At 72.7% G+C, this 21,762-nt stretch carries 18 protein-coding genes; 7 read left to right on the forward strand and 11 right to left on the reverse strand.

Annotation, left to right across the window (positions count from 1 at the left end; genetic code table 11):
• Window positions 1-40: 40 nt before the first annotated feature.
• The 8 genes from ACFYTE_RS05005 to ACFYTE_RS05040 form a co-directional block, all read right to left on the reverse strand.
• A complete protein-coding gene (locus ACFYTE_RS05005; protein ID WP_388704981.1) occupies window positions 41-721 on the reverse strand; it encodes an ATP/GTP-binding protein in 681 nt (226 codons plus the stop codon).
• Between the two features lie 63 nt (window positions 722-784).
• Window positions 785-1,141: a DUF742 domain-containing protein gene (locus ACFYTE_RS05010; RefSeq protein WP_388705190.1), complete on the reverse strand. Its 357-nt coding sequence runs from the start codon at window positions 1,139-1,141 to the stop codon at window positions 785-787.
• 1 nt (window position 1,142) lies between these two features.
• Window positions 1,143-1,574, reverse strand: coding sequence for a roadblock/LC7 domain-containing protein (locus ACFYTE_RS05015; protein ID WP_388704984.1), 432 nt, complete (start codon window positions 1,572-1,574; stop codon window positions 1,143-1,145).
• 1 nt (window position 1,575) lies between these two features.
• Window positions 1,576-3,945 (reverse strand): nitrate- and nitrite sensing domain-containing protein, encoded by a 2,370-nt coding sequence (locus tag ACFYTE_RS05020; protein WP_388704987.1) that lies wholly within the window; start codon window positions 3,943-3,945, stop codon window positions 1,576-1,578.
• A gap of 165 nt (window positions 3,946-4,110) precedes the next feature.
• A complete protein-coding gene (locus ACFYTE_RS05025; protein ID WP_388704989.1) occupies window positions 4,111-5,121 on the reverse strand; it encodes a substrate-binding domain-containing protein in 1,011 nt (336 codons plus the stop codon).
• A gap of 248 nt (window positions 5,122-5,369) precedes the next feature.
• Window positions 5,370-5,558 carry a hypothetical protein gene (locus tag ACFYTE_RS05030; protein ID WP_388704991.1) on the reverse strand — a complete coding sequence of 63 codons (189 nt, stop codon included), beginning with the start codon at window positions 5,556-5,558 and terminating at the stop codon, window positions 5,370-5,372.
• A gap of 136 nt (window positions 5,559-5,694) precedes the next feature.
• Window positions 5,695-6,159, reverse strand: coding sequence for a hypothetical protein (locus ACFYTE_RS05035; RefSeq protein ID WP_388704994.1), 465 nt, complete (start codon window positions 6,157-6,159; stop codon window positions 5,695-5,697).
• Window positions 6,160-6,381: 222 nt separating this feature from the next.
• Window positions 6,382-8,028, reverse strand: coding sequence for a multicopper oxidase family protein (locus tag ACFYTE_RS05040; protein WP_388704996.1), 1,647 nt, complete (start codon window positions 8,026-8,028; stop codon window positions 6,382-6,384).
• Window positions 8,029-8,214: 186 nt separating this feature from the next.
• On the opposite strand from ACFYTE_RS05040, the gene ACFYTE_RS05045 reads away from it, so the two are divergent.
• On the forward strand, window positions 8,215-8,478 hold the full coding sequence (locus ACFYTE_RS05045; protein WP_388704999.1) for a hypothetical protein: 264 nt from the start codon (window positions 8,215-8,217) through the stop codon (window positions 8,476-8,478).
• Window positions 8,479-8,622: 144 nt separating this feature from the next.
• Window positions 8,623-8,787, forward strand: a complete 165-nt coding sequence (gene rpmG / locus ACFYTE_RS05050) for a 50S ribosomal protein L33 (RefSeq protein WP_388705002.1) — start codon at window positions 8,623-8,625, stop codon at window positions 8,785-8,787.
• Between the two features lie 669 nt (window positions 8,788-9,456).
• Here rpmG and ACFYTE_RS05055 read toward each other — a convergent pair.
• Window positions 9,457-10,080, reverse strand: a complete 624-nt coding sequence (locus ACFYTE_RS05055; RefSeq protein WP_388705005.1) for a TetR/AcrR family transcriptional regulator — start codon at window positions 10,078-10,080, stop codon at window positions 9,457-9,459.
• A 207-nt stretch (window positions 10,081-10,287) separates the two neighbouring features.
• Here ACFYTE_RS05055 and ACFYTE_RS05060 point away from each other — a divergent pair, with 207 nt between their 5' ends.
• From ACFYTE_RS05060 to ACFYTE_RS05080, 5 genes are all read left to right on the forward strand, one after another.
• On the forward strand, window positions 10,288-11,295 hold the full coding sequence (locus tag ACFYTE_RS05060) for an ion transporter (RefSeq protein WP_388705007.1): 1,008 nt from the start codon (window positions 10,288-10,290) through the stop codon (window positions 11,293-11,295).
• Between the two features lie 180 nt (window positions 11,296-11,475).
• Window positions 11,476-14,850 carry a pyruvate carboxylase gene (locus tag ACFYTE_RS05065; protein ID WP_388705193.1) on the forward strand — a complete coding sequence of 1,125 codons (3,375 nt, stop codon included), beginning with the start codon at window positions 11,476-11,478 and terminating at the stop codon, window positions 14,848-14,850.
• Between the two features lie 94 nt (window positions 14,851-14,944).
• The gene (locus ACFYTE_RS05070; protein WP_388705010.1) at window positions 14,945-15,412 is read left to right on the forward strand and encodes a MarR family winged helix-turn-helix transcriptional regulator; all 468 of its coding nucleotides are present in this window, start codon (window positions 14,945-14,947) and stop codon (window positions 15,410-15,412) included.
• An 84-nt stretch (window positions 15,413-15,496) separates the two neighbouring features.
• Window positions 15,497-17,218 carry an MFS transporter gene (locus ACFYTE_RS05075; protein WP_388705013.1) on the forward strand — a complete coding sequence of 574 codons (1,722 nt, stop codon included), beginning with the start codon at window positions 15,497-15,499 and terminating at the stop codon, window positions 17,216-17,218.
• Between the two features lie 140 nt (window positions 17,219-17,358).
• On the forward strand, window positions 17,359-17,934 hold the full coding sequence (locus ACFYTE_RS05080; protein WP_388705016.1) for a DUF2269 domain-containing protein: 576 nt from the start codon (window positions 17,359-17,361) through the stop codon (window positions 17,932-17,934).
• Window positions 17,935-18,009: 75 nt separating this feature from the next.
• On the opposite strand, the gene ACFYTE_RS05085 is transcribed toward ACFYTE_RS05080, so the two are convergent.
• Window positions 18,010-19,161 carry a glutathione-independent formaldehyde dehydrogenase gene (locus tag ACFYTE_RS05085; protein WP_388705018.1) on the reverse strand — a complete coding sequence of 384 codons (1,152 nt, stop codon included), beginning with the start codon at window positions 19,159-19,161 and terminating at the stop codon, window positions 18,010-18,012.
• A gap of 762 nt (window positions 19,162-19,923) precedes the next feature.
• The gene (locus ACFYTE_RS05090) at window positions 19,924-21,102 is read right to left on the reverse strand and encodes an acyltransferase family protein (protein ID WP_388705020.1); all 1,179 of its coding nucleotides are present in this window, start codon (window positions 21,100-21,102) and stop codon (window positions 19,924-19,926) included.
• Window positions 21,103-21,762 lie beyond the last annotated feature (660 nt).

Consider the following 21,762-nt stretch of genomic DNA (forward strand, 5'->3'; position numbering starts at 1 on the left):
CCGGTACCCGCAGGATGTCCGGGCAGACGGGCCCTCGGTCTCACCCTCCCCGGGTGACTCCCGCGGCCCCGGTTCCTGGGGCGTGCGGTCGGCCGGACCGGTCGCCGGCGTGGTCCTGGCCGCCGGTGACCGCGGCGGCGATCAGCCGGTCGATCAGGGCGATCAGCACGTCCCGGCACGACCCGCGTTCCCGCGCGTCGCACAGCAGCACCGGGGTGTTTGCCGGCAGCGTGAGCGCGTCCCGCACGTCGTCGGCCGGATACGGATGCCGGCCGTGGAAGCCGTTGACGCCGACCACGAACGGGATGCCCCGCCGCTCGAAGAAGTCGATGGCGGCGAAGCTGGACCGCGGCCTGCGCACGTCGACCAGGACCACCGCCCCCAGGGCGCCGATCGCCAGGTCGTTCCACATGAACCAGAACCGCTGCTGCCCGGGGGTGCCGAACAGGTACAGCACGAGGTCCTGCCCGATGCTGATGCGGCCGAAGTCCAGGGCGACGGTGGTGGCCCGTTTCTCCTCGATGCCGTCGAGGTCGTCGACGCCGAGGCCGGCGGCCGTCAGCGGTTCCTCCGTGCGCAGCGGGACGATCTCGCTGACGGATCCGACCATGGTGGTCTTGCCGACGCCGAACCCCCCGGCGATCAGGATCTTGACGGTGTCGGGGGCGGCGACCGCCCCGGCGGGGGAGCCGGGGAGCGGGCGGCCGATCTTGCTGACCATGAGGCGGGGATGCCCTTTCGTCGAAGCGGGAGAGCCGGCCCGACGGCCGCGGATCGACCGGATCTAGAGCCGGCCGAGGCCGTCGCGTACCTTCCGCAGCAGTTCCAGGTCGGGTGTGCCGGAGACGGGGTGCGGCGGGCGGGCGGTGATCCGGCCGTCCTCCAGCAGGTCGCAGAGCAGGATGACGACGACGCTCACCGGAAGGTCGAGGTGGGCGGCGAGTTCCGCGACGGCGATCGGCCGGGCGCACCGCTTGAGGATGCGGGTGTGCTCGGGCTGGAGCCGCCCGGCCCAGGCGGGCTGCGGTTCGACCGCGGTCACCGTGGTGATGAGGGTGAAGTCGGCGCGGCTCGGCCGGGTTCGCCCGCCGGTCAGGGTGAACGGTCGTACCAGACGGCCCGCCGGGTCGCCGCCGCTCACCTCACTCGCCGCGGTCGGACGCGGTGACGGCACCCGCGCGCGGTGCCGCGCTCAGATGCTCACCGATCTTCTTCACCAGCATGTTCATCTGGTACGCCACCACGCCGACGTCCGCGCCCTGGCCGGTGAGGACGACCAGATGGGCGCCCGGTCCCGCGGAGGTCAGGAGCAGGAAGCTGTTGGCCATCTCGATGAGCGCCTGGCGCACCGGGCCGCCGCGGAAGTCCATGCTGACGCCCTTGCTGAGGCTCATCAGGCCGGACGCGGTCGCGGCGAGGCGCTCCGCGTCGTCGCGCAGGAACCCGGTGGACTTGCTGACGACGAGTCCGTCCTCGGAGAGGACCACGGCGTGGTTGACCTCGGCGACCCGGTCGACGAGACCGGTGAGCAGCTGGTCGAGCTGGGTGTGCGTGGCGGGGGTGGGGCGGGTCATGTCAGCGTCCTTCGTGAGCGGTCGGCGGGCGGAGTCGGACATCGAGGTCCTCGGTCTCGGGCGGTTCCGCGGGCGGCGCGGGGTCCTCGTCACGGGCCCGCAGCGTGCCGCGCTGGAAGCCGCCGAGCGAGGAGGCGGCGCGTTCCGCGGTGAAGTCGTCATGGCCCGTCTCCCCGGCCGGCGGCGCCTCCTCGCGCAGCTCCAGGACCAGGCTGGTCTGCGGCACCCGGCGCGGCAGCGGCGCGAGACCGCCGACGCCCGCGGTCTCCTCCGGGCGGGGGGCCGCGGCGGGCCTGGCCGGGCCGGCCTGCCGGGTCCGCTCGGCGACGGCCGTCACCACGGCGCTTCCCGCGCCGCCGCCCGGTCCCTGCCCCGCCGCGTGCCCCGCTGTGCGCTCCGTGGCGTCCCTGCGCGGATCCCGGGCCGCGGGCTTGTCGGGCATCTCCCGCACGACGATCTCGTGCGGCACCAGCACGATCGCCGTGGTCCCGCCGTACGGCGACGGGCGCAGGGTCACGGCGATGCCGTGCCGGGTGGCGAGCCGGGCGACGACGAACATGCCGAGCCGCAGGTCGTCGGCGAGCCCGACCACGTCGAACGGGGGCGCCACCGCCAGCTGGGCGTTGAGCGAGGCGTAGTCCTCCTCGGACATGCCGAGGCCGCGGTCCTCGACCTCGATGGCCAGTCCCTTGGCGACCAGCGCGGCCCGCACCCCGACCGGGCTGGGCGCGGGCGAGTACACGGTCGCGTTGTCGATGAGTTCGGCGAGCAGATGGATCACGTCGGCGACCGCGGGCGGGGCGAGGCTCACCTCGTCGTCGGCGCGCACCTCGACCCGCTGGTACTCGGCGACCTCGCCGACGGCGCTGTGCAGGATGTCGATCAGCGCGACCGGTTCACTCCAGCTGCGCCGTGGCTGCTCACCGCTGATGATGACGAGGTTCTCCTCGTAGCGGCGCAACTGGCTCGCCGTGGAGTCCAGTTCGTACAGGCCCTGGAGGACGTCCGGGTCGTTGTGCTGCCGTTCCAGCGCGTCCAGCTTGCTGAGCTGGAGGTTGACCAGGTTCTGGCTCTGCCGGGCGATGCCGAGGATGACCTTCTGGAACCCGCGCCGGGTGTCGGCGAGTTCGACGGCGGTGTGCACGGCCGTGCGCTGGGCGGTGTTGAACGCCTGGGCCACCTGGCCGAGTTCGTCGCGCCCGTAGTCGAGCGGCGGCGCCGCCAGCTCCACGTCGACCCGCTCGCCGCGCTCCAGCCGGGCGACCACGTCGGGCAGCCGCTCCTCGGCCAGGCCGAGCGTGGCCTCCCTGAGCCCGCGCAGCCGCCGGGACAGCGAGCGGGTGATACGCCAGGACATGCCGACGCACAGCAGCAGGGCGACGAGCCCGCCGACGCTCAACGAACCGGCCGTGACCAGCAGGTCGTGCGCCCGCGCGGCGCTGCGGTCGAGCAGCGCAGTTGTCTGACGCTTGATCAGTTCCGAGTAGCGCGCGCCCACTTCGGTCAGCGCGGCGCTCCACTCGGCCCGCGCGTCGGGGAGCGCGATCCGGCCGTCTACCGCGCCTGCCGTGGACCGGGCGGCGAGGATCCTGTCCTCGACGCCCTCCAGCGTCTTCCATTCGGCGCTCTGCAGGATCTGTTCGGTCTGTGTCTTGGCGCTGCCGCGCAGCGCGGGCACCGCCTGGTCCTCGACCAGCCAGCGGCGGGCGTTCACCAGCTGGGTGAACGTGGTCCACTGGTCGTCGGTGAGCTGCCCGGACGACCAGGTGAGGGCGAGCAGCGCGTCCTCCCGGGAGACCTGCTCGGCCGCGTGCTCCAGCGCGACGAGCGGCCCCGCCTGCGAGGTGAGGTCGCCGTCGTCGACCTGGGACAGCTCTTGGAAGGCGTGGATCTGGTCGTCGATGATCGCGGTGTACTGGTCCAGCACCTGTTCGGCGGTGATGTCGGTGGGGTCGTCGACCTGGCCCCGGTAGTACTCCAGGCTGCCGACCGAGGCGACGACCGAGTACATGCGGTCCTTGACGCGGGCCGGGGCCCGACGGATCTCCTTCGTCTGCCCGACCAGCCGGGCCACGGCCGCGTCCGTCGTCCTGCGCTGGGCGTCGAGCGCCGCCCGGGAGCCGTGCGGGGAGGCGAGCCACGCGGCGGACAGCCGGCGTTCCTGCTGCAACGCGAGGGTGGCCTCGGTGCCCATGGCCCCCGTCGACCGGCTCAACTGCGTCTGCGTCCGCAGCCGCAGCCCCTCCGAGAACATCTGGGTCGTGGTCACACCCCAGACGGCGGCGAGGGTGACGCTCGGCACGAGGGCCAGCAGGATCAGGGAGAGCCGTATGGAGCCCAGACGGCGCCGGGCACCTGTCCGTTCAGACATCGTCGTCCTAGAGGCGGTCTTCGGGGGCGGGACGGGGGGACAGGCGCGGCGGGTGACCACGTGTCCGATGCGGCACGAGGGGGTGCGCAGGATGCTATCCGCACATGTGACCGCATGTGCCGTGAGTGGTCGAATCGTTGGCGTCGGCCCGGACGAACGGCCGGATCAACGCGTCCCGCTGGCGGCGAACTTCGCCACCGAGGCCACGTTCGTCCTGGTCACGAAGGCGGGGCCGGTGAGCACGGGCGACACCCCGCCGCCGCTGACGTTGCCGTTGGTCCGGTACAACCACAGCGCGTCCACGGCGAGATAGCCCTGGAGGTAGGGCTGCTGGTCCACCGCGAACTGCACATCACCGCTGCGCACGGCCTTGACCAGGTCGTTGTTGAGATCGAAGGTCGCCACCCGGGCCCGGCTGCCGGCCTGCTTGACGGACTTGACCGCGGCGAGCGCGAACTGCGCCCCGTTGGTGACCACTTCGTCGATGTCGGGGTTCTGCCGCAGCTGGGCCGCGACGGCCTCGGTGACCGCGCCCATGTCGGTGCCGTCGACGTAGGCGATGGTGGTCCGGCCGTCGAAGGTCTTCTTCACACCGGCGCACCGCGCCTCGACGGCGATGTTGCCGCGCTCGTGGATCACACACAGGGTGTGCTTGGCGTTCAGGTCGTCCAGCTTGTCGCCGACGGCACGGCCCGCCACGCTCTCGTCCTGGCCGAAGTACTCCAGGGCGCCCGCCGACTGCCAGGCGTCGATGCCGGAGTTGAGCGCGACCACGGGAATGTCCGCCGCCTTCGCCTGGTCGAGCGGGCTCTTCATGGCCTCGGGCTTGGCCAGCGTCACGGCGATGCCGTCGGCCTTGTCGCGGATCGCGTCACGGACCAACTCGGCCTGCCCGGCGGCGTCGGGGTCGTTCGCGTAGGTCAGCTCGACGCCGTCCTTGGCCGCGGCCGCCTCGGCTCCCTTGCGCACCAGGTCCCAGAAGGCGTCCCCCCGGTCGCCGTGGCTGATCAGGGTTATCTTCAGCCGGGCGCCCGCCCCGCCGGTGTCGGCCGACGACCGCGTGCCGTCGGTGCCGGAGCAGCCGGCCACCAGCAGACAGCCCGCCGCGGCGGCGGCGGTCAGCGCCGTGGCATGCGCCGGTCTGCCGGGGGAGGGGCGTGGGGGAGACGTGTTCATGGGGGTGCGGCACCTCGCTGTGCGGCCGAGCATGAGCGGAAGGGAGCGCCGGCCCGGTGCTCGGGCGCGCCGACCGGTCCGCTCTCCGGGCCCGGAGCCAATCGCGTGTGACCGCGGGTAGTCAAGTGTGCCGAGGGCGTCAGGGGGTGTCGGTGCCGCATCGTGATGATGCGTGTGCCGTGGGGCGGCAGGGCGGGAGAGACCGCCAGGCACTCAGTGCCGTGGCGGCTGCCGGCCCGGCGGTCGCCTCATGTGGGGGCGGCGGTGTCGGGGGTGGCCTCGTCGTCGCCGGTGCCCGGCTGACAGGTGGGGCACAACTCGTGGCGGCCGTCGAAGGTGACGACGGTTCCCCAGCCGAGGCAGTGCTCGCAGTCATGGGCCAGGCTCAGGTCCGGGTGTGGAGGCAGAAAGGGGCTGCGGTGGGCTCCGTGTGCCATGCGGTGCGGCTCCTCGAAGTCGCGGTCGCGGTGCCCCCAGTCTGTCCCTTTATGTCAAATATGTCAGTGATGCGTGTCACTGAGTGCCAGCGAGGATCGGGAACACCGAGGTCGATGCCGACGCCCTCCGGCGCGGTCAGCTCCACAGGGGCAGCGTCGTTACCCGCTCGTATCCGGTCGGTCGGCCGTCGGCATAGGTGAGGCTGATCCGGGTGTAGTGGTCAAGGCTCGGGTGTCGCTGCCAGCGCTCGGGGTGTTCGAGGCGGACGGTGACCTCGTAGGCGTGGAACTTGCCCGCGGCGCAGTACGGCTTGCAGTCGTTCACCAAGTTGACGCCCTGGGCCGTCGCCGTGTCCCGGTCCCACTGCGTCCAGCGCAGCCCGGTGAGGCGGCTGTTGCCGTCCCCGCAGGCGAGGATGAAGTCGCCGGGCCGCACGCTGGAGTTCCAGAAGCAGTCCACGAGGACGGGCGTCGCGCTCTGCCGCGCCTGGTGACCGGCGGGCACCGGCGCCGACGGGGCCGCCGCGCCCGTCGTCGCGGCTCCCGCGAGCAGTACGCCCGCCGAGAGCACGATCGCGGTACGCCGCACCCGTCTGCGCATGGTCGCTCCCGCCCGCCTTGGTGCACTCGCGGCCCCGCCGCTTCGGACGCCACCGCCTCGGTATAGACGCTACGACCGTCCCGGGAGATCCACCACTCGCACCCCGCGGCGGCCCGCGATGTGCGGTGAGGGGCGGCCGAGCCGGGCCGGCGGACGGGTTCGGAGCCGTGCGCGGCCGGCGCCGGCCGCTGTCCGGGGACGGCGGCCGGCACCGGCCGGGGGTCATCTCCGGTAGCCGAGGATGGTCATCATGCCCGACTCGGAGTGGTACTGGTTGTGGCAGTGCAGCATCCACAGCCCGGGGTTGTCGGCGTCGAAGTCGGCGACGAGCTTGCGGTGCGGGAGCACGATCGAGGTGTCCTTGCGGGCGCCCACCCCGTTGAGGCCGACGACCGCGAACGTGTGGCCGTGCAGATGCATGGGGTGCCACATGTCGGTGCCGTTGATGAGGGTGAGTCGGACGCGCTCGCCCTGCCGGACGGGATGGCGCTGGGTGAGCGAGTACGGCTTGTGGTCGAACGACCAGTTGTACTGCTTCATGTCGCCGGTGAGCCTGATCCGGATCTCACGGTCGGGTTTGCGCTCGGCCAGGGCGACGGACTCGTGCGGATTGATCCGCCGGGCCGGCACCAACTCACGGTCCAGCTCCGCCGGGTAGGCGTCGGCCCGCGGCGCGGACTCCTTGCCGCTGGTGCGCAGCAGGGCCATGGCACGGGAGCCCTTGCCCTCGGCGAGCGCGACGAACGGGAAGACGCCGTCCTTCGCGGTGATCAGCACGTCGTAGCGTTCCGCCATGCCGAGGATCAGCGCGTCGGTCTCCGTGTGCTCGACGGGGTAGCCGTCGGTGTGGGTGACGATCATCCTGTGCCCGCCGAGGGCGACCCGGAAGGCGGTGTCCGAGCCCGCGTTGACGATGCGCACCCGGATCCGCTCGCCGGGCCGGGCCCGGAACACCGACGGGTTGCCGGGCAGCCGGCCGTTGGCGAGGTAGTGGGGGTAGGCGACGTTGCCGCCCACGCTGTGCAGGATGGCGCTGCGTTTGCCGTGCAGCATGCGGGAGGGCCCCTTCGGCTTCGCTGGGGCCGGGTGCGGCGCGGCGGGGGCGCCGTGGCCGCCGGCTTCGGGGCCGTTGCCCATCCCCTTGTCCATGCCCATGCCGTCCATGGACATGGTCTTGCCGTGCCGCAGTTCCGTGAGGACACCGTCCGGGGTGGAGCCGCCGACGCCGTCGATCCAGTCGTCGAGGACGATCAGCCACTCCTTGTCGTAGTGCAGCGGCTCCCTCGGGTCGTCGACGATGAACGGGGCGTACAGGCCGCGGTCGGGCTGCATGCCGGAGTGGGAGTGCAGCAGGTAGGTGCCGGGGTGGCTGACGGTGTAGTGGTAGGTGAAGTCGGAGCCGGGCGCGATGGCGTCCTGGGTCAGGCTGGGCACGCCGTCCATGTCGCAGCGCATGCGCACGCCGTGCGAGTGGAGCGTGGTCTCGGCGGGCAGGTGGTTGGCGACGGTGAGGCTGAGGACGTCGCCGGCGGTGACGCGGACCAGTGGGCCCGGCAGGCTGTCACCGTAGGCCCAGGTGCGAAACTTTCGTCCGTCCAGGTCCACGGTCGTCTCGGCGGCGGTGAACTTGAACCTGCGTACGGGCCCGGAGCCGCGTCTGCGTTCGACGGCGTGCACCTCGGGACCGGAGGGGTTCACGAATCCCCTGGGTCCCGGGGGGACGAAGCCGTGGCTGGGGCCCTTGGCCGTCGCGCCGGCTTGTGGTCGGGACTGCGGGTGCGAGCCGTTTCCGGTGCAGGCCGACAGGAGTCCCGAGCCGACGGCCGCGACCGAGGCGGTGAGCAAGGTACGCCGCGAAGGTTTGTGCATGGATGAATAACACACGTTTGAAGCTGATATGTCCGGTATCTGGGGCGGCGCGTCATGATGTCGAGGGTGGCGCGTCATGATGCCGCAGGCGGGGCGTGGTGATGCGGGGGCGGGAAGGAGTGCCGGGACCCGGGCGCGGTGCGCTGTCAGTGTGCGCTGTCAGTGTCGGATGCGACCCTGCACGGCATGGATGAGCGGGAGTTCATGCGGGGCCGGGTGTACGGGGCCGATCACGAGGACGCGGGCCCCCGGCCCGGCCGCAGCTACGCGGAGCTGGTCGGGGGTCCCCTGGACGGGCTGCTCCTGGACGTCACCGGGCGACCCGAGCGGGCGACGGGGGAGCAGGTGGCGCTGGTGACCGAGCTGGGCCGCTACGGCCCCGGCGGCCGGGCCCTGTACGCGCCCCGGGCGGACGGCCGCCACTACGACTGGCGCGGCGACGCGCCCTGACCGGGGCGGCCGGACCCGGCGGCCGAACCCGGCGTGAGGGTGGCCCGTGGCGGGTGGGAATGCGGGCCCCGGGGATCTTGTTGCAGGGTCCGTGGCTGTCATGCGCACTACTAAAGTGCGGATGCGGCCGGAGAGGAGATTCCCATGGCACGCAGTACCACGCGTCCCGTCGTCACGCTGAGGTCGACGGCCGCGACCGGTGTCACCTATGTGACCCGCAAGAACCGACTGAGCGACCCCGACCGGCTCGTTCTGCGCAAGTACGACCCCGTGGCGGGGCGGCACGTCGCCTTCCGCGAGGAACGCTGACCCTGCCGAGAGCACCCCGGGCAGACGGTCGGCGGCCTCAGGCCTGCCGACGGCTCCCGTCAAGCGGGCCGCGTCGCCGGACGCCGGCCGGCTGCGGGCCCGGCTGGCGGCCGAGGGGGCGCGTCCGTGGGGGGCCGGGCGCCCTCGGCCGACGTTTTGGACGCGCGTCCGAGTACGCCGCGCTCCCGGCGTCGGCCGCCTCACCCCCGACCCGTGCCCCGGCCGCGGGCGCCCGCCCGGGTGGCCCGCCGACGGTCGCCCTCGGCCTGTGTCCTGGCCGTGCTGGGCTGCCCGCCATCTGCCTGGGGGGTCTGTCGATGGTCGCCCTCGGCGCGTGTGCCGGTCGCGTTGAGCCGCCCTCGACCCGCCTGGGTCGCCCGCTGACGGTCGCCTCGGCCTGTGTCCTGGCCGTGCTGGGTGGCCTGTCGATGGTCGCCCTCGGCCTGTGTCCTGGCCGTGCTGGGCTGCCCGCCATCCGCCTGGGTGGCCTGTCGATGGTCGCCCTCGGCCCGTGCCCCGGCCGCGCTGAGCCGCCCGCCATCTGCCCGGGTGGCCCGCTGACGGTCGCTCCGGCCCGTGCCCCGGTCGCGTTGAGCCGTCCGGCAACCGCCGTGGTGGCCCGGCGGTGTCGGGTCGCGGGGCGGGGGGTGACAGGGGCGGACGGCGTGGTCAGGTTGCGGGTGGTGGGGTGGAGCGGCGCAGCAGGCTCAGCGTCGTGTCGAGCGCCGCTTCCAGATGGGTGATGCCGCCCGTCGACATCAGGATGACCACCCCGCCCTGTACCGCGGCGACCAGCGCGGCCGCCGTACGGTCGGCGTCCAGCCGCCGGTCGATCGCGCCCCCGTCCTGCATGCGCCGGATCCCCGTCCGCAGCGCCTGCTGCCACTGCTCGATCAACCGGCCGGTGAGCGCCTGCGCGGCCGGTGTGGTGCGGCCCAACTCCGTGACCAGTACGCCCAGCGGACAGTCCACGCCCTGGTGCCGATAGCGCAGGACCACCGCGTCCCGCCAGTCCCGCCAGGACTGCCAGGTGCTCAGGTCGCTCAGATGCGGCTCCTGGTCCTGAAGCACCCGGTCGGCCTCCCGGGCGGCCACCGCGTACAGCAACTCCTCTTTGCCGCCGGGGAAGTAGTGGAAGATCTGGCTCTTGCTGGTGGCGGTCCGCGCGCGGATGTCGTCCAGTGTGGTGGCCGCCGCACCCCGGGCGCGGATCTCGGCCGCGGCGCCCTCGACGATGCGCCGCCGGGTGGCCGCGCCCTTGGCGGTGAGCTTCGTCCGGTGCGGGCTGGACATAGGACGCCTCCTTGTGGACTCGCGGGTCCATTCTAGGCCCGGGGGCCGCGCCGCCGTGCCGCAACCCGCGGGCCCGAGCCGCCCGCCCGTTCCCCGCCGCTTTCTACAGTGCTGTAGAAATCTCTCGGAAGGTGATCACTCGACAGCCGTGCCGGCGGGCCCGGCCGGCCGGGTGAGCGCGGCGCGTGAAGGAGCGGAAGCAGCACCATGTCGGACGAGTCGGACCAGCACCAGCACGCGGCCGAGCCGGTGCCGTTATCCGCCCGGCGTGATCTGGCCCGGCGCTGCCGGGCCGTCACGGAGGCCCGCTGGTTCGCCCTCACCGTCTTCACGGTGATCCTGGCGAACGCGGCGCTGCTGGGCGTGGAGACCTACACCGGCCTCGTCGCCGACTGGCAGCACTGGCTGAGGCTCGCCGAACACGCCTGTCTGGCCGTCTTCACCGTCGAGATCCTGCTGCGCCTGGCGGCCCACGCGGACCGGCCACGGGAGTTCTGGAAGGACCCGTGGAACCTCTTCGACCTGGCCGTCGTGCTGTGCGCCTTCCTGCCCGTCGTCCGCGAGAACACCACCGTGCTGCGGCTGCTGCGGCTGGCCCGGGTGCTGCGCACCGCCCGGTTCCTGCCGCAACTGCGCATCGTGCTGGTCGCCGTGGCCCGCAGCCTGCCCGGCACGCTGAGCTTCCTCCTCGTCGGCGCGCTGCTGCTGTACGTGTACGCCATGGTCGGCTGGGTCTTCTTCGGCGGGTCCGACCCCGAGCACTACGGGTCCGTCGGCCGGGCCGTCCTCTCCCTCTTCCTCCTGATGACGCTGGACGGCATCGGGGACGCGGTCCGGGCCGGCCTTGAGGTGTCCCGCTGGAGCCTGCTCTACTACGCCTCCTACGTCCTGCTGGCCTCCTTCGTCCTGGTCAACGTGCTCATCGGAGTGGTCCTGACCTCGCTCGAAGAGGCCCGCGAACTGGAACGGGACGAGTCGCCCGCGCGGCGCCCCGCCCCCGTCGCACCCGAGGAGCGGCGGCACCTCGCGGAACGCATCGCGACCGCACGCCGCGCGCTCGACGACCTCGAACGCGACCTCCAACGCGATACCGAACGCGACCTCCGACGCGCCACCGAACGCGACATCGAACGGGATGCCGACCGCGGCCGTGCCCGGTCCCCGCTCGCCGTGGCGGGGGAGCCGACGCTCCCGGCACCGGGCAGCGGCCCCTGACACCCGGCCGGGCCCCGGGGCGCGAGCGGGCTTCGGTCGATCCCCCGGGCGGGCCCGGATGTCAATGTGATGTTCGCCTCTTTCAGCCGTCGTCCGCCCGCCCCTAACGTTGCCGCGTGGCAGGGCAGGGGAGTCGCCGACACGATGGTGTTCGTCGCCGGCAGGCCGAAGGGGTCGATGATGTTCCGCAAGGTGCTGGTCGCCAACCGTGGTGAGATCGCGATTCGCGCATTCCGCGCCGGCTACGAGCTGGGCGCGCGCACCGTCGCCGTGTTCCCGCACGAGGACCGCAATTCACTGCACCGGCTCAAGGCCGACGAGGCCTACGAGATCGGCGTACCCGGGCATCCGGTACGGGCCTACCTGTCGGTCGAGGAGATCGTGGGCGCGGCACGCCGCGCGGGCGCCGACGCCGTGTACCCCGGTTACGGGTTCCTGTCCGAGAACCCGGAACTCGCCAGGGCCTGCGAACAGGCGGGCATCACCTTCGTCGGACCCAGCGCCCACACGCTCGAACTGACCGGGAACAAGGCGCGTGCCGTGGCCGCCGCCCGCGCCGCGGGCGTGCCCGTGCTGGGCTCCTCGGCGCCCTCCACCGACGTGGACGAACTGGTCCGGGCCGCCGACGACATCGGTTTCCCGGTGTTTGTGAAGGCGGTGGCGGGCGGCGGCGGCCGCGGGATGCGCCGGGTGGCGGAACCCGCCCAGCTGCGCGAGGCCATCGAGGCGGCGTCCCGCGAGGCGGCCTCCGCGTTCGGCGACCCCACCGTCTTCCTGGAGAAGGCGGTCGTCGATCCGCGCCACATCGAGGTGCAGATCCTCGCCGACGGCGACGGCGACGTCATGCACCTCTTCGAGCGGGACTGCTCCGTGCAGCGTCGCCACCAGAAGGTCATCGAACTCGCGCCCGCGCCGAACCTGGACCCCGCGCTGCGCGAGCGGATCTGCGCCGACGCCGTACGCTTCGCCCGCGAGATCGGCTACCGCAACGCCGGCACCGTCGAGTTCCTGCTCGACCGCGCCGGCCACCACGTCTTCATCGAGATGAACCCGCGCATCCAGGTGGAGCACACGGTGACCGAGGAGGTCACCGACGTCGACCTCGTGCAGGCCCAGTTGCGGATCGCCGCCGGGCAGACCCTCGCGGACCTGGGGCTGACCCAGGAGTCCGTCACCCTGCGCGGCGCCGCGCTGCAGTGCCGCATCACCACCGAGGACCCGGCCAACGGCTTCCGCCCGGACACCGGCCGGATCAGCGCGTACCGCTCGCCGGGCGGCTCGGGCATCCGTCTCGACGGCGGCACCACCCACGCCGGTACCGAGATCAGCGCGCACTTCGACTCGATGCTGGTCAAACTCACCTGCCGGGGCCGGGACCTGAAGGCCGCGATCGTCCGCGCCCGGCGCGCCGTCGCCGAGTTCCGCATCCGCGGTGTGGCCACCAACATCCCCTTCCTGCAAGCCGTCCTCGACGACCCGGACTTCCAGGCCGGACGGGTGACGACCTCGTTCATCGAGGAACGCCCCCACCTGCTGACCGCGCGTTCCTCCGCCGACCGCGGCACCAAACTGCTCACCTATCTCGCCGACGTCACGGTGAACAAGCCGCACGGCGAGCGGCCCGACCTGATCGACCCGGTCACCAAGCTGCCCCCGCTGCCCGCGGGCGAGCCGCCCGCCGGGTCCCGGCAGCGACTCGTCTCGCTCGGCCCCGAGGGCTTCGCCCGCCGACTGCGCGAGTCGCCGACGCTCGCCGTCACCGACACCACCTTCCGCGACGCCCACCAGTCGCTGCTCGCCACCCGGGTGCGCACCAAGGACCTCCTCACGGTCGCCCCCGTCGTCGCCCGCACCCTGCCCGGACTGCTCTCCCTGGAATGCTGGGGCGGCGCCACCTACGACGTCGCCCTGCGCTTCCTCGCCGAGGACCCCTGGGAGCGGCTGGCCGCCCTGCGCGAGGCCGTGCCCAACATCTGTCTGCAGATGCTGCTGCGCGGCCGCAACACCGTCGGCTACACGCCGTACCCGACCGAGGTCACCGACGCCTTCGTGCAGGAGGCAGCCGCCACCGGCATCGACATCTTCCGGATCTTCGACGCGCTCAACGACGTCGGACAGATGCGCCCGGCCATCGACGCCGTGCGCGAGACCGGCACCGCGGTCGCCGAGGTCGCCCTGTGCTACACCGCCGATCTCTGCGACCCGTCCGAACGCCTCTACACCCTCGACTACTACCTGCGCCTGGCCGAGGAGATCGTCGCCGCGGGCGCGCACGTCCTCGCGGTCAAGGACATGGCGGGACTGCTGCGCGCCCCCGCCGCGGCCACGCTCGTCACGGCGCTGCGCCGCGAGTTCGACCTGCCGGTCCATCTGCACACCCATGACACGGCGGGCGGTCAGCTCGCCACCTACCTCGCCGCGGTCCAGGCGGGCGCGGACGCGGTGGACGGCGCGGTGGCGTCGATGGCGGGCACCACCTCGCAGCCGTCGCTGTCGGCGATCGTCGCCGCCACCGACCACACGGCGCGGCCCTCCGGCCTCGGCCTCCAGGCCGTCGGGGACCTGGAGCCGTACTGGGAGAGCGTCCGCCGGATCTACGCGCCCTTCGAGGCGGGCCTCGCCTCGCCGACCGGGCGGGTCTACCACCACGAGATCCCCGGCGGACAACTGTCCAACCTGCGCACCCAGGCCGTCGCGCTCGGGCTCGGCGACCGGTTCGAGGACATCGAGGCCATGTACGCCGCCGCCGACCGGATCCTGGGCCGTCTGGTCAAGGTCACCCCGTCCTCCAAGGTCGTCGGGGACCTCGCCCTGCACCTGGTCGGCGCCGATGTGCGCCCGGAGGACTTCGAGGCCGCACCGGACCGCTACGACATCCCCGACTCCGTCATCGGTTTCCTGCGCGGCGAGTTGGGCACCCCGCCCGGTGGCTGGCCGGAGCCGTTCCGCACCAAGGCGTTGCGGGGCCGGGCCGAGGCGAAGCCCGTGCCGGAGCTGACCACCGACGACCGCGAGGGCCTGGAGAAGTCCCGGCGCGCGACGCTGAACCGGCTGCTGTTCGCCGGCCCGACGCGGGAGTTCGAGACCCACCGGCAGACCTTCGGCGACACCAGCGTGCTGGACAGCAAGGACTTCTTCTACGGGCTGCGCCCCGGGGTGGAGTACGCCGTCGACCTGGAGCCCGGGGTGCGGCTGCTGATCGAGTTGCAGGCCGTCGGGAACGCCGACGAGCGGGGCATGCGCACGGTGATGGCCACGTTGAACGGTCAGCTCAGGCCGATCCAGGTGCGCGACCGGGCGGCGGCCTCGCAGGTGCCGGCCACGCAGAAGGCCGACCGCGGCAACCCCGGTCATGTGGCGGCGCCGTTCGCGGGCGTGGTGACGCTCGCGGTCGCCGAGGGCGACGAGGTGGCGGCCGGGTCGACGGTGGCCACCATCGAGGCGATGAAGATGGAGGCCGCGATCACCGCCCCGCGGTCGGGCCGGGTGTCCCGGCTGGCCATCAACCCCGTCCAGCAGGTGGAGGGCGGCGACCTCCTGGCCGAGCTGACGTAACCCCCGAACAAAGCGTCGCCGACGTACCGGGGTCGGCTCCGGGCATCCGTTCCGGCATCTTGTTTCACATTACATCTAAGTGCATAATGCGGTTATGCATAAGCGGGTTATGGATCCGGCGGGCCCCGGCGCCTCACCGGAGGACCTGATCATTGCCGTCGAGCAGCTGGTCCGCCACGTACGCCGCAGTGCCACCGCCGGCGGCCTCAGCACGGCGGCCTCCTCGGTGCTGGCCCGGCTCGGCCGCGAGGGCCCCCAGCGGCTGACCGAACTGGCCCGCGCCGAAGGCGTCTCCCAGCCGAACATGACCCAGCTGATCACCCGGCTGGAGCGGGCCGGTCTTGCGTGTCGCACCGCCGACCGCAGCGACGGCCGGGGCGTCCTGGTGGCGGCCACCCGCACCGGCCTCGATGTCTTCCGGCAGCGACGCGCAGAGCGCGCCGAGGCGCTCCAGGACCTGGTCGCGCAGCTGACCGAGGCCGAACGGGACGCGGTGAACATCGCGCTGCCCGCCCTCGCCCGGGTCATCGGGGACGACCACGAGCGCCCGGCCCCCTCCTGACCCCGTCGTGTTCCCTCTCTGTCCCACTCTCCCCGCGGGCTCTTTGTTGCCCGTCCCCGTCAACGCTCCGGAAGAGAAACGCACATGAGTGCATCCCATGGAAAGGCCGCCAGTCCCTTCATGCAGCCCAAGGCCGTCTGGGCCGTCGCGTTCGCCTGCGTGATCTCGTTCATGGGCATCGGCCTGGTGGACCCGATCCTGCCCGCGCTGGCCGAGAGCCTGCACGCCTCGCCCAGCCAGGTCTCCCTGCTGTTCAGCAGCTATCTCATCGTGACCGCGGTGGCCATGCTCGTCGTCGGCTGGTTCTCCAGCCGCTTCGGCGCCAAGCGCACCCTCGTCATAGGCCTGGCGGTCATCGTCGTCTTCGCCGCGCTGGCCGGCGCCTCCGGCTCCATCAACGGCATCGTCGGCTTCCGGGCCGGCTGGGGTCTGGGCAACGCCCTGTTCATCGCCACCTCACTGGCGGTGATCGTCGCCTCGGCCAGCGGCGGGTTCGGCGGCGCGATCATCCTGTACGAGACCGCCCTCGGCCTCGGCATCGCCGTCGGCCCGCTGCTGGGCGGGGAACTGGGCGCGATCAGCTGGCGCGGACCGTTCTTCGGCGTCGCGGCGCTGATGGCCATCGCCCTCGTCGCCACCCTCGCCTTCGTGCCCACCCTGCCCCGGCCGGCCCGCCGCAGCTCGCCGCTCGACCCGCTCAAGGCGCTGCGCCACCGCGGCCTGCTGACGATGGGCATCATGGCGCTGCTGTACAACTGGGGCTTCTTCACCATGCTGGGGTACGCGCCGTACCCGATGGAGCTGAGCGCCCATCAGCTCGGCCTGGTCTTCACCGGCTGGGGTCTGCTGGTGGCCGCCTTCAGCGTCTTCTTCGCTCCCCGTCTGCAGGCCCGCTACGGCACCGCCCCCGTGCTCTACGCCAACCTGTTCGGCCTCGGCATCGTGATGGCCGTGATCGCCGCGGGCGTCGAGACCCCCACCGTCGTGATCGTCGCGGTCATCCTCAGCGGCGCCTTCATCGGCATCAACAACACCCTCACCACCCAGGCCGTCATGCTGGTCTCCCCGGTGGAGCGCCCGGTCGCCTCCTCCGCCTACGGCTTCCTGCGCTTCATCGGAGGCGGTCTCGCCCCCTACGTGGCCGGCAGGCTCGCCGACGCCACCGACCTCAGCGTCCCCTTCTACCTCGGCGCCGCCACCTTCGTGCTCGCCATCCCGGTGCTGGCCAGCGGGCACCGCCTGCTGCGCGCCGCCGAGACGGACACCGGCGAGGGCGAACCGGTGACCCCGCTCCTCACGCCCGTCGGCACCGCACCGCGCAGCGGCACCCGGCCGGTCATCGTCGCGGTCGGCGCCCACGAGGGGGCCGCCGCCACCGTCGACACCGCGGCCCGGTTCGCCCAGGACACCGGCAGCCCGCTGGAGATCGTCCATGTGCAGCAGACCGCCGTCGTGGAGGAACAGGCCGTCGACACCGAGACCGCCGACCAGGCCCGCGCCGCCGTCACCGCCCACCTCGACCGCCTCGCCGCACTGGACATCCCCGTGACGGGGCAGATCCTCAGCAGCGTCGGCGACCACGCCGCGGCGGGACGCGTCCTGGCCCGGCACGCCGCCGAGGTGGGCGCCCGCGCCATAGCGGTCGGCCGTTCGCCGCGCGGCCCCCTCGCCCAGTTCGCCGACGGCAGCCTCACCACCGCGCTCACCCACGCCGCCGACTGCACGGTCGTCCTCGTCGAACCCGAACACACCCCACGGCCGCTGACCTCGGCCACCCTGTCGGAACTGCGCGCAGAGGCCCGCTGATCGGCACCACCGACCGGCGCCGAACCCGTCACCCGCGGGGACAGCGCCGCGGGTGATGGGGGACGTACGCCCGGGAACGTACGCGGGGTTACTCCCCTCGGCAGACGCCTCACCGGGCCGGTACCGGCACGGTGAGGGCCATGAAACTGAGCCGTCCGGCCCGCCGGGCCCTACTCGTCGTCCATGTCACCGCCTCCGCGAGCTGGCTCGGGCTCACCCTCGGGCTGCTCGCGCTGGGGATCACCGCGGTCACCGCCGGGCAGGCGGGGACCGTCACCGCCTCGGTCCGCGCCATGCGGCTGTTCGCCGACCGGCTGCTGCTTCCCGTGGCGCTCGCCACGCTCATCAGCGGTGTGGCACTGTCCCTCGGCACACCGTGGGGGCTGGCCCGGCACCGCTGGGTCTGGACCAAGTTCTGGCTGACCCTGGCCACCACCGTCGCGACGGTCTTCGCGCTGCGTCCCGGGGTGCACTCGGCGGGCGCGGCCGTCGCCGCCGGCGAACCCCTGCCCGGCGCCGGTGCCGTCCTGATCGGACCGGCCGTGTCGCTGGCCGCCTATGTCTTTATGACGGCGATCTCGGTGCTCAAGCCGTGGGGCCCGACCCGACGGGGGCGCCGGCTGCGCGAGGCCGCGCGTTCTGTTCATGGACATGAACCACGGACGTCCGTGAGCGGTGGCCGGCCCGGACGGCAGGTGTCGCATGCGCGCCGGTAGAAGAAGCGCCCGGCTCGCCGCACACGGCGGTGCCCGGCCCCGGCGGGCCGGGCACCACCGTGCCGGTTCACGTGCCTAGGCCGCGAGCGCGTGTCCGGGATGCAGGACGACCTTGGTGTATCCCTCGATCCGTTGGTCGAACTTCTCGTACGCCTGCGGAGCCTGGTCCAGCGGCAGCTCGTGCGAGACCACGAAACTGGGCTTGGCCCGCCCCGAGATGATCAGGTCGCGCAGCTGGCGGTTGTACCGCTTGACGTTGCACTGACCCGTGCCCATCTGCTGGCCCTTCTCGAACATCCGGCCGATGGAGACCAGCAGTTGGCCGTGCTTGGCGTGCTCGTCGGGTCCGCCCGGGTCGGAGGGCACGTACAGGCCCGGAATGCCGAGCATGCCGGTCGGCCGCACCGTCTCGACGAGCGTGTTCAGGACGACGGCGGGTTCCTCGTGGCTTGCGTCGTGCGCCTGGGCCTGGTACCCGACGGCGTCCACACCCTTGTCGGTGCCCTCGCCCCGGGTCTGCTCCTTGATCTGCTCCGTCGGATCACCCTGGGTGAAGTCGATCGGGACGGCCCCGATCTCCGCCGCCTTGGCGAGGCGTTCGGGCACCCGGTCCACGACGAACACCTGGGAGGCACCGCGCAACAGCGCGGAGTAGGCGGCCATCAGGCCGACGGGTCCGGCGCCGAACACGGCCACGCTCTCACCGGGGGACACCTGGGCGAGTTCGCAGCCGTGATATCCGGTCGGGAAGATGTCGGCGAGCAGCACGAAGTCGGTCTCGAACTCGTCGCCCGTCGGCAGCTTCAGACAGTTGAAGTCGGCGTACGGCACCCGCAACCGCTCGGCCTGGCCGCCGATGAAGGGGCCCATCGCCACATAGCCGTACGCACCGCCGGCGAACCCCGGGTTGACCGTCAGACAGAACCCGGTCTTGCCGGCGAGACAGTTCTTGCAGAACCCGCACGCGACGTTGAACGGCATCACGACGCGGTCCCCGGAGGACAGGGAGGTCACACCGCTGCCGACCTCCTCGATGACGCCGAGGTTCTCGTGCCCGAAGACGATGCCGGCCTCGGCCGCCGTGCGGCCCTCGTACATGTGCAGGTCGGATCCGCAGATCGCGGTCGACGTCACCCGTACCAGCACGTCGTTCGGGTGCTGGATCTGCGGATCGTCGACATCCCTCACAGCCACGCTGAAGGGCTTCTCGTAGACGACGGCTTTCACCTGTACCACCTCCGCGTCGAACGCCGGGCACCGGCGACGGGCCGTCGCGTCCGCAAAGACGCGCACCGTGACACGGCCTGCCGGCCCGTGTCGCAGGCCCAGGCGCTCTTGCTTCGCCACTCGATACTTCCAGGTAACGCCCGTACGTCAGCCCCTGCAACCCGCATCCCCCAGCCCCCAAAGGGGGCGCGGAGAACTGCGCGCCCAGCCACGACGGCGCCGCGGCCGAGGGGGTGTGCGGGGCCGGGTGTCCCTAGGCAGCGGTGGGGATGGGGCTGCGTCCCAAGGGGGGCGCGGGGAACTGCGCGCCCTGCCACGATGGCGCCGCGGCCGAGGGGTGTGCCGGGCCGGGTGGCCTTACGCGGCGGTGGGGACGGTGCTGCGCCCCAAGGGGGGCGCGGGGAACTGCGCGCCCTGCCACGATGGCGCCGCGGTCGAGGGGTGTGCCGGGCCGGGTGGCCTTACGCGGCGGTGGGGACGGTGCTGCGCCCCAAGGGGGGCGCGGGGAACTGCGCGCCCAGCCACGATGGCGCCGCGGTCGAGGGGTGTGCCGGGCCGGGTGGCCTTACGCGGCGGTGGGGATGGGGCTGCGCCCCAAGGGGGGCGCGGGGAACTGCGCGCCCAGCCACGACGGCGCCGCGGCCGAGGGGGTGTGCGGGGCCGGGTGTCCCTAGGCAGCGGTGGGGATGGGGCTGCGCCCCAAGGGGGCGCGGGGAACTGCGCGATCAGCCACGACGGCGCCGCAGACGAAAGCACCCCCTGTCAACGCCCGCCCACCCTCGGAGAGTTCCGGCCGATCAAGGCCGGCCGTGCCTTGACAGCGCGGCGACCGCCGAGCAGCAGCCGCCGCGCGGGACGCTCCACCTTCTCGTACAGGACCCAGGACAGGGCGAGGGACAGCGCGAACGCGACGGCGGTCACGGCCAGGCCCGCCACCGCACCGAACCGCGGGGAGAGCCCGAGCACGTTGGTGCCCGCCCGCAGGACCAGCAGGTGCACCATGTAGAACGCGAACGACAGTTCCCCGAGCCGTACCAGCTGGCGGTGCCGCCACATCGAGGGCAGCCCCCGCAGATCCGCGACGGCCGCCGCCGGGATGAGCAGGGCGAATCCCGCGATGGTGCACGCGGTGGCCGCGTAGCCGGGGGTGACCTGCGGCACGAAGAAGTAGCCGATGACCGCGAGGGCGAGCGATGCCTCAAGCCCGGGGCCGCGCCACCGGTCGAGGAACACCAGCCGGGCGGCCGCGGCGCCGAGGACGAACTCCGGCAGCCGGGCAGCGGGGTTGGCGCTGATCGACTGCGCCGTCCAGTGGTGCGTCTCCGCCCAGGCCAGCACCAGCACGGCCAGCACCGACGCCCCGGCCAGCATCGCCGACCCACGGGCGCCGAGCCGGCGCAGCAGGAGGACCAGCAGCGGGAAGGCCGCGTAGAAGAACGCCTCGCAGGCGAGCGACCAACTGACCGGGTTCAGCGTCTGCCACCAGGGGCGCCACCAGGAGTGCACCAGCAGGATGTTGGCGACCGCCTGGGACGGCTCGGGCTTCGTCTGGTGGGCCAGCGTGAACGCCATGAGCAGCGCGATCGCGGCCGTCGCCAGATGCACCGGATAGACCCGGGCGATCCGCCGCCGCCAGAAGGCGAGCGCGCGGTCCCCGGGCCGCGCGGACCAGGTGAGCACAAAGCCGGACAGCACGAAGAAGAACGACACGCCGCTGGCGCCGGGACCGAACGCCCAGGTCGCATAGCGGTCGCCGGCGCCGCCGAAGTAATGGAAGTTGCGTACGTGCAGTCCGAAGACCAGCAGGGCCGCCACCCAGCGCAGCCCGGTGAGGGACGGCAGCGAGGGTGCGGGCGCGGTGGGTGGCAGCCGGGCGGCGGGGGAGGGGGCGGTGACGGGCGGCGTCCCGGTGGTGCGGGTCGTCCTGGTCGCCGTCGTCATCGAATCACCTTCCGGTGGAGTGTGGGGCGGGCATGAAAGGGAACGTTGCCAGTTCGCCACCTTTCATGCAGGTTGTTCAGGAAACCTCACACCCATGTCGTGGTCGAGCGTTGACGGCGCGTCTTGGCGGGTGGGGCAGGCCCCCCGTATGGCGGAACCGGGACGGCCCGCCGGTGGGCGCGGTGGTATTCCGCCCGGGAATTTCCCCCGCCCGGGGGAACGGTGCGGTGGCGGTCGTGGGCCGGGTTCTGCCTGCGGCGCCGTGGTGGTTGGTCGCGCAGTTCCCCGCGCCCCCTTGGGGCGTTGTCGTGGCCGTCGGCTGTGTGGGGGCCCGGCCGGGTGTGTCTTTCGTCTGCGGCGCCGTGGTGGTTGGTCGCGCAGTTCCCCGCGCCCCTTTTGGGGCGCTGCCCGGTCCCGTCGGCTGCGTGGGGATAGCCGGCCCGGCGCACCCCCGTCTGCGGCGCCGTGGTGGCTGGTCGTGCGGTTCCTCGCGCCCCTTTGGGGCGCTGCCTGATTCCGTCGGCTGTGTCACAGCATTCGGCGGTGGGGGGGGCCCCCCCGGGGGGGCCCCCCCCCCCCCCCCCCCCACCCCCCCCCCCCCCCCCACCCGGGTGGGGGGGGGGGGGGGGCCCCCAAAGTGTTTGACTGGATGTTTAACAA

Source organism: Streptomyces sp. NPDC004629, assembly GCF_042873595.1.
Taxonomy (GTDB): domain Bacteria; phylum Actinomycetota; class Actinomycetes; order Streptomycetales; family Streptomycetaceae; genus Streptomyces.